This window comes from Streptomyces sp. NPDC005899, assembly GCF_040629645.1.
Lineage (GTDB): Bacteria > Actinomycetota > Actinomycetes > Streptomycetales > Streptomycetaceae > Streptomyces.
The window spans coordinates 1-6787 of the sequence record NZ_JBEXWB010000341.1; the positions used below are offsets into that span (position 1 = coordinate 1).

5 protein-coding genes are annotated in these 6787 nt (G+C 70.9%); 3 read left to right on the forward strand and 2 right to left on the reverse strand.

From position 1 onward, the window contains the following. Positions 1 to 184: 184 nt before the first annotated feature. Both ABZ371_RS26995 and ABZ371_RS27000 read right to left on the reverse strand, forming a co-directional pair. Positions 185 to 1027, reverse strand: a complete 843-nt coding sequence (locus ABZ371_RS26995) for a siderophore-interacting protein (RefSeq protein ID WP_358684218.1) — start codon at positions 1025 to 1027, stop codon at positions 185 to 187. Between the two features lie 113 nt (positions 1028 to 1140). Continuing rightward, a complete protein-coding gene (locus ABZ371_RS27000) occupies positions 1141 to 2058 on the reverse strand; it encodes a 5'-3' exonuclease (protein WP_358684226.1) in 918 nt (305 codons plus the stop codon). Between the two features lie 268 nt (positions 2059 to 2326). Between ABZ371_RS27000 and ABZ371_RS27005 the strand changes: the two genes are divergently transcribed. The 3 genes from ABZ371_RS27005 (at position 2327) to ABZ371_RS27015 (ending at position 6767) form a co-directional block, all read left to right on the forward strand. Next, positions 2327 to 3418 (forward strand): glycine betaine/L-proline ABC transporter ATP-binding protein, encoded by a 1092-nt coding sequence (locus ABZ371_RS27005; RefSeq protein ID WP_358684220.1) that lies wholly within the window; start codon positions 2327 to 2329, stop codon positions 3416 to 3418. Then, the gene (locus ABZ371_RS27010; RefSeq protein WP_358684222.1) at positions 3411 to 6038 is read left to right on the forward strand and encodes an ABC transporter permease/substrate binding protein; all 2628 of its coding nucleotides are present in this window, start codon (positions 3411 to 3413) and stop codon (positions 6036 to 6038) included. Before ABZ371_RS27005 ends, ABZ371_RS27010 begins: the two co-directional genes overlap by 8 nt. A gap of 183 nt (positions 6039 to 6221) precedes the next feature. Further along, entirely contained in the window at positions 6222 to 6767 is a 546-nt protein-coding gene (locus ABZ371_RS27015) for an XRE family transcriptional regulator (protein WP_358684224.1), read from the forward strand. The last annotated feature ends 20 nt before the right edge of the window (positions 6768 to 6787 follow it).

Here is a 6787-nt window from a genome sequence, read left to right on the forward strand (position 1 = left end):
GCGGTGATCCGCAGCCGACGGTGCAGGCCGTGAGCGGCCGGAGCGCCCTGAGCGGCGGTGCCGTGAACGGCCGGGACGGCCCGGCGGTGCGTGGGACCGCCGCCCGCCGGGGCGCGGGGGAGTAACGGGCGGAACCCGGTGCGCCGCCGTGGCGGTCACCGGGTTCCGTGCGGGCGGGTGGGTGCTAGCCGGCCTTCTCCTGCTCCCGCTCCACCTGCTCGTTCCACTCGCGCTTGACCGCGCGCCACGCGTCGTCGTTCTGCCCGAGGCGCCAGTAACCCGATATGGACAGCTGGGAGAGCGGGACGCCGCGCTCCAGCCGCAGGTGGCGCCGGATCTCCTTGACGAAACCGGCCTCGCCGTGGACGAAGGCCTGCACCTCACCCTCGGGGAACTCCAGCCCCGTCACCGCGGCGACGAGGGCCTCCCCGACCGGGCGGTCACCGCGGTGCAGCCAGGTCACGGCCACCCCGTCCGGCGTCACGATCTTCTGCTCCTCCGAGGCGTCGGCCACCTCGACGAAGGCGTGCACCAGGGCGCCCGTCGGCATCTGCTCCAGCGCCGCGGCGATCGCCGGCAGCGCGCTCTCGTCGCCGGCCAGCAGGTGCCAGCCGGCCGAGGCCTGCGGCGCGTACCCTCCGCCGGGGCCCAGGAAGGTCACCTGGTCGCCGGGGCGCGCCCGCACCGCCCACGGCCCCGCGAGTCCCTCGTCGCCGTGCACGACGAAGTCGACCGCGAGCTCCCGGGTGGCGGGGTCCCAGGAGCGCACGGTGTAGGTGCGCGTGGTGGGCCACTGCTCGCGCGGGTACTCCTCGCGGATCCTGGCCATGTCGAAGGGGTGGGCGTGGTCCGTGCCCTCGGGGGCGAAGCACAGCTTGATGTAGTGGTCGGTGTACCCGTCGAGGGAGAAGTCGGCCAGGCCGTCACCCCCGAGGACCACGCGCACCATGTGCGGGGTGATCTGCTCGGTGCGCAGGACCTGCGCCCCCTGTGCCTTCGGTGCCCGGCGTGCCGGCCGCTCTGCCACGAGGTTCTCCCTGCTCTGGACGTCATGGTGTTCCAGGTACGCGGATCCGCGTACGCGCAGGCCGTCCGCGGCCGTCGCCCACCCGGGCCCCCATGTACTTAGGCTTACCTAAGCTAGCATCCTCGCGCCTGGAGTGTCACGAGGAGGCGCTGCAGGGCGCCCCCGAGACCCCACCGGGACGCCAGGGCCTCCAGTGCCGCCGGGTCGCGCGGTTCCCGGGGCAGGGCCAGTCCGACCTCGGGCACGGGGACGTCGCCCGCCACGCGGACGACCTTGGGGGCGACCGCGACGTAGTCGCGCGCCTCGTCGAGCCGCTTGCGCTGCGACGGCGTCAGCCGGGAGGCCGGGTCGTCCACCGCGGCCATGATGCCCGCGAGGTCGCCGAAGGTGCCGAGCAGCTTGGCGGCCGTCTTCTCCCCGATTCCCGGGACTCCCGGCAGACCGTCGCTCGGATCGCCGCGCAGCAGCGCCAGGTCGACGTAACCGGCACCGTCCACGCCGTACCTCTCCCGCAGCCATGCCTCGTCCGTCACCTGGAGCGAACCCACGCCCTTGAGGGGGTAGAGCACCCGCACCCCGCGGGCGTCGTCGACCAGCTGGTAGAGGTCGCGGTCCCCGGTGACGATGTCGACCGGCCCGGCCGCCCGGCCGGCCAGGGTGCCGATCACGTCGTCCGCCTCGTACGGGGGGACGCCGATCCGGGTGATGCCGAGCGCGTCCAGCACGTCCTCGATGATCGGGACCTGCGGCGAGAGCGTGTCGGGGGTCTCCTCCTCGTCGGGGGCGCCGGCGGGCGTCTCGACGGCCACGCGGTGCGCCTTGTAGGTGGGGATCAACTCCACCCGCCAATGCGGCCGCCAGTCCGCGTCCATGCAGGCGACCAGGTCGTCCGGCCGGTGGTCCTGCACGAGCCTGGCGATGAAGTCGAGCAGCCCGCGCACGGCGTTGACCGGCGTGCCGTCCGGTGCGCGCACCGAGTCCGGGACGCCGAAGTAGGCGCGGAAATAGAGGGAGGCGGTGTCGAGGAGCATCAGGCGTCGCGTCACACCCCGATGATGCCGCACGCCACCGACAGTCCGGCCGCGGCGCCCGCAGCGCCCGTGGCTCCCACCCGGCGCCGCGCGTAAGTGAACTGAGTCACACATCTGTTTGGGTTGCGTAAGTACGGGCAGGCGCGGCAACGGAGCGGATCACGGCCATTTTTCGACCTGTGTTCGTGCTCGGCGGACCGGATCCGCCCGCTCCTGGGTCTGCCGACGGGGGTGGCAGGCTGTTTTCGGTTCAACGCGTGAGGTGTATGTGTCAAGGCTGCAAGCTGAACACCTGTACAAGGTGTTCGGCAGACGACCGGATCAAGCCGTGCGGAAGCTCGAGAACGGTACCCACCGTGACGAGCTGCGCGCCGACGGAACGACAGCAGCGGTGATCGACGCCTCGTTCACCGTGGAACCGGGTCAGATCTTCGTGGTGATGGGGCTCTCCGGATCCGGGAAGTCGACCCTGCTGCGGATGCTCAACGGGCTGCTGGAGCCCACCGCCGGGCGCGTCCTGTTCGACGGGCAGGACCTCACCGCGCTGAGCGCCCGCGAACTGCGCGGCGTCCGCTCGTCGAAGATCAGCATGGTCTTCCAGCACTTCGCGCTCTTCCCCCACCGCAGCGTCCTGGAGAACGCCGCGTACGGCCTCGAGGTCCAGGGGGTGCCGCGCGCCGAACGTGAGCGGCGCGCCACCGAGGCGCTGCAGCTGACCGGTCTCGCCGGGTGGGAGAAGTCCTGGCCCGACGAGCTCTCCGGCGGCATGCAGCAGCGCGTGGGCCTGGCCCGCGCACTCGCCACCGACGCCGACCTCCTGCTGATGGACGAGTCGTTCAGCGCGCTCGACCCGCTGATCCGCCGTGACATGCAGGACCAGCTCCTCGAACTGCAGAAGCGGCTGAAGAAGACCATCGTCTTCATCACCCACGACCTCAACGAGGCCATGCGCCTCGGGGACCGTATCGCCGTGATGCGGGACGGCGAGATAGTCCAGCAGGGCACCGCCGAGGACATCCTCGTCCGGCCGTCCAACGACTACGTGGCCTCCTTCATCCAGGACGTCGACCGCTCCCGGGTGCTCACCGCCGGTTCGATCATGGAGGCGCCCGACGCGGGACGCTCCCACGAGGCCGTGCTGGCCGAGGCGCCCGCGACGGTGTCCGCGGACACGCCCATCGCCGAGCTCTTCACCCCCTGCTCCACCAGCGGGGTCGACGTGGCCGTCACCGACGCGGGCGGCGGTGTCATCGGGGTCGTGCCCCGCGACCGGTTGCTCGCCGCACTCGGCGAGGAGCCCCGGGTCGAGGACGCCCTGTCCGCCCCGCGCCCCGCAGGGGTGGTGAAGGCCGGTGCCTAGGGTCTCCTTCGGTGAATGGGTCGAGAGCGCGGTCGACTGGCTCCAGTCGAACCTCACCTGGATCTTCGACGCCGTCAAAACCGTTCTCGGCGGCATGTACGACGGCGTCGACGCCGTCCTCGGCGGTGGTGAGCCGCTCCTGATGGCGGCGATCTTCGCCGTCGTCGCCTTCTGGCTGCGCGGAGTGCTCCCGGCCGCCCTCACCTTCGTCGGGTTCGCCCTCATCGACTCCCTCGCCCTCTGGGACGAGGCGATGGCCACGCTGTCGCTCGTCATCGTGGCAGCGGTCATCACCATCGTGATCGCCGTGCCCACGGGCATCTGGGCCGCCCGGAACAGCAAGGTCAGCGCCACGCTGCGGCCGGTGCTCGACGTCATGCAGACGATGCCGGCGTTCGTCTACCTGATCCCCGGCGTCATGTTCTTCGGCGTCGGCGTCACGCCCGGCGTGATCGCCACCATCGTCTTCGCGATGCCTCCCGGTGTCCGGATGACCGAACTGGGCATCCGCCAGGTCGACGGTGAACTCGTCGAGGCCGCCGCGGCGTTCGGCACCACACCCAAGGACACCCTCACCCGGGTCCAGCTCCCGCTCGCGCTGCCGACGATCATGGCCGGAATCAACCAGGTCATCATGCTCGCCCTGTCCATGGTCGTGATCGGCGGCATGGCCGGAGCCGGGGGCCTCGGTGAGAAGGTCTACGCCGCGATCACCCAGCTCCAGGTCGGCCTCGCGGCCGAGAGCGGGATCGCCGTCGTCATCCTCGCCATGTACCTGGACCGGATGACCGGCGCGCTCAACGAACGGGTCTCCCCGCTCGGCCGCCGCGCCGCCGCCAAGGCCGCCGCCGGTGCGCGGCGCCTGAGGTTCGCGCACTACAAGCCGGGGACCGCCGTCGCCATGACCGGGGTCGTCGTCCTGGCGCTCGTGGCGGGCGGCCTGAACATCGCCGGTTCGGGCGACGCGAAGAGCACCCGGGCCGGTGGCGACGTCGGCAAGGGCCAGAAGATCGACATGGGGTACATCCCCTGGGACGAGGGCATCGCCTCCACCTTCCTCTGGAAGGAGATCCTGGAGCAGCGCGGCTACGAGACGGGCATCACCCAGCTCGACGCCGGTCCGCTCTACTCCGGTGTGGCCCGCGGTGACATCGACTTCCAGACGGACGCCTGGCTGCCCACCACGCACAAGGACTACTGGGACAAGTACAGCGGCCGGCTGGACGACCTGGGCTCCTGGTACGGGCCGACCTCGCTGGAGCTGACGGTTCCGTCGTACGTCAAGGGCGTCGACTCGCTGGCCGACCTCAAGGGCCGGGGCAAGACGTTCGGCGGGAAGATCATCGGCATCGAGGCCAGTGCCGGGATGATGGGCACGCTCGACGAGAAGGTGCTCAAGGCCTACGGCCTGGAGGGCGAGTACGAGGTCGTCTCCTCCAGCACCTCCTCCATGCTGGCCGAGCTGAACGCCTCCATCAAGAAGAAGGAGCCGGTCGTGGTGACCCTGTGGTCGCCGCACTGGGCCTACGGCAAGCACGACCTGAAGAAGCTCGAGGACCCCAAGGGTGCCTGGGGCAAGGGCGAGGAAGTGCACACGGTCGCCCACAAGGGCTTCGCGAAGAAGGCCCCCGCCGTCGCCCGGTGGCTGAAGGACTTCAAGCTCACCGAGAAGCAGCTCACGAGCCTCGAGAACGAGATCCAGGACGCCGGGCAGGGCGAGGAGCAGAACGGCGTACGCGCCTGGCTGAAGAAGAACCCCGGCCTGGTCGACCGGCTGGCTCCGGTGCCGGGCGGCTCCGGCGGCACACAGCAGGGCAAGGACGCGGGCAGGACCGTCGCCATGGGGTACTTCCCGTGGGACGAGGCGATCGCCTCGACCTACCTCTGGCAGAACATGCTGGAGGACCGGGGGTACCGGACCACCGTCAAGCAGCTCGACCCGGGTCCGCTCTACACCGGTCTCGCGCAGGGGCAGCTGGACGTCCAGTTCGACTCCTGGCTGCCGACGACGCACAAGGACTACTGGGACCGCTACGAGGACGACCTCACCGACCTGGGCTCCTGGTACGGGCCGACCTCGCTGGAGCTGACGGTTCCGTCGTACGTCAAGGGCGTCGACTCGCTGGCCGACCTCAAGGGCCGGGGCAAGACGTTCGGCGGGAAGATCATCGGCATCGAGTCGAGCGCCGGGATGATGGGCACGCTCGACGAGAAGGTGCTCAAGGCCTACGGCCTGGAGGGCGAGTACGAGGTCGTCTCCTCCAGCACCTCCTCGATGCTGGCCGAGCTGAACCGGTCGATCAGGAAGAAGGAGCCGGTCGTGGTGACCCTGTGGTCGCCGCACTGGGCCTACGGCAAGCACGACCTGAAGAAGCTCGAGGACCCCAAGGGCGCCTGGGGCGAGGGCGAGCAGATCCACACGGTCGCCAGGAAGGACTTCGCGAAGGACTTCCCCGAGCTGACCGGCTGGCTGAAGGACTTCCAGCTCAGCGAGGCGCAGCTGGCCTCGCTCGAGGTGGAGATCCAGAAGGGCGGCGCCGGCAAGGAGAAGGAGTCCGCCCGCCGCTGGATGGACGCCAACCCGGACGTGGTGGACCGGCTGACGCCCGTCGGCGGCTGAGTCCGGGCCTGTACGACGAGGACGGCGAGGGGACGGTCCCGGTAGCGAACCGGGGCCGTCCCCTTCAGGCTGGTCGAAGGACCCCGGACGGTTTCCCGTCCTGTCACTTCCGCTCCATCCCGCGCACGACATGCGTAGGGTGCTGGCAACCGGGAGGATGGCGATCCGGGGAGGGAGCCGGACATGGACGACAAGGAAGCCCTTCGAGTGGGTGCCGCGGTGCGCCGACGGCGCAGGACCCTCGGACTCACGCTGGCCGTCGTGGCCGGGCGCAGTGGTCTGTCCGTACCGTTCCTCAGCCAGATCGAGAACGAGCGGGCGCGCCCCAGCCCCCGGTCGCTGGACCGGGTGGCCGAGGCGCTGGAGACGACCACCGAGCGTCTGCGTGCGGCGGCCGACTCGGCGCGCGCCGTGGACGTCGTACGGGCGGACGGGGCGGGCGGGGCGCGCCGGCTGGTGCGCGGCCGCCACCAGCTGAGCGCCCTGGAGTTCGTGGGCGAGTCGGACCTGGGGCGCGAGTTCCAGCACCGCAACGACGAGATGATGTACGTCGTGGAGGGCGCCGTGGAGGTCGAGGCCGAGGGGCGGGCCTACCGCCTCGGCCGCGGTGACACGCTCTTCCTCTCGGGCGGGGTCCGCCACCGGTGGCGCGCGACCGTCACGGACACCCGGCTGCTCGTCGTGGCCGTCGCCGAGCACATCGACGCCACCTACGACGCCCGCCGCTGAGGGCGGTGAGCGCCTCCGCA